Source organism: Paraburkholderia atlantica (genome assembly GCF_009362785.1).
In the GTDB taxonomy this organism is placed as follows: Bacteria; Pseudomonadota; Gammaproteobacteria; order Burkholderiales; family Burkholderiaceae; genus Paraburkholderia; species Paraburkholderia atlantica.
In genome coordinates this window covers 1-1,361 of record NZ_WHNQ01000182.1, presented here as the reverse complement: position 1 = coordinate 1,361, position 1,361 = coordinate 1, and the positions used below count along the sequence as shown (strand labels likewise).

The following is a 1,361-nucleotide window of genomic DNA, read 5'->3' as shown; positions in this document are numbered from 1 at the left end:
TGGGTGTCAGATTTTACCTATGGTACGCCCAGCCAGCGTAGCCCGCCCGTATGGGGGTGAAGCTGCTTGAGCATGTTTGGAATGCAGTACCCGGAGGAGTTGACGTTGTAGTACCGGGGCATGCCCTTTCTCTGCTGCGAGAGGAAGTGAGCCGAAGCGGCGGTGACTTGCCGACACTGGCAAGGTGACGTAGTCCGTGGGAAACGGGGCTTGCGGCGAAGCGGTTACGCCAAGATGAGCCTCCAGGCTGAGCATGGGACGGTTGAGGAACACGAACCTGTTAAACCGCATCTGAGGGTTGAAATGTCACCCCTGCCCACACCGCTTTACGGGCAGGACGCGAACTGTCGCCGGTCACACGTATGGCCCGGTGGACACGAAGGCTGACTGGATATATATGCTGGTCAGCATGGAACCACGGGGAGCGCGCAGCTAGACCGTGGTGTTCGCGACGACTTGCGGCAAGCAAGGATAAAGACTGCGACAGGCAACCTCGCCCATGCGCTGAGTCCAGCATGTGAACTGGGGAAGGTCTGCACGGATGCCAAGGGAGTGTGTCCCCGACGACGTGCAGACTGGCGGAGCCTCCGTAGTAGTCCGAGGTCGGGAAAGCCGGCCACATGGCGAAGGGAGGCAGTTGAAGTGGTTTGCCTGGTTAATTAGCTGACCATAGAGAGGTGAAGACCTTTGATAATCAGTGAAATGCAAAGCAAACTGGCGGCATGGTCGATGGAGAGCAAAGAACGCAAGTTCGATCGACTCCTGAGACTGATTGCCGATAGGGATTGGCTGAGTGAGGCGGCTCGCATTACGCTGGCATCCAGCGGAGCTCGCACGCCGGGCGTGGACGGAGTCGACAGACGCATGCTGGAAGCAAATCTCCAGCATGAACTGGCCACGATACGCGAAGAGCTATTGGCGGGTTCGTATAGTCCGCTGCCTGCACGACGCGTGTATATACCGAAAGCGAACGGCAAGCTCAGGCCGCTCGGCATTCCGAGCCTGCGGGATCGGATCGTGCAACGGGCAATGCTGATGGCGATGGAGCCGATATGGGAGAGCGATTTCCACCCGGCCTCATATGGCTTTAGGCCTGCCCGTAGCGTACATCACGCAATTCGCACGGTGAAGCTTCAGTTGCAAGACGGTGGCGAACAAAGTGTCGCCGGACGCTGGGTTATAGAGGGCGACCTCGCCAGCTACTTCGACACCGTTCATCATCGTCTGCTTCTGAAGGGAATCCGCAAGCGCGTTGCCGACCAGCGTTTCCTTGCCCTGCTCTGGAAGTTCATCAAGGCGGGCTGCGTTGATCGTGATCTGTTTCGTGCCGCGAGCGAAGGCGTTCCCCAGGGCGGTGTCAT

1 protein-coding gene is annotated in these 1,361 nt (G+C 58.7%); it reads left to right on the top strand.

All coding sequences use genetic code 11. The features are described 5' to 3' along the window. Positions 1-702: 702 nt before the first annotated feature. The coding region (locus GCT19_RS42045; protein WP_265334654.1) for a reverse transcriptase domain-containing protein at positions 703-1,361 on the top strand (659 nt) is incomplete at its 3' end.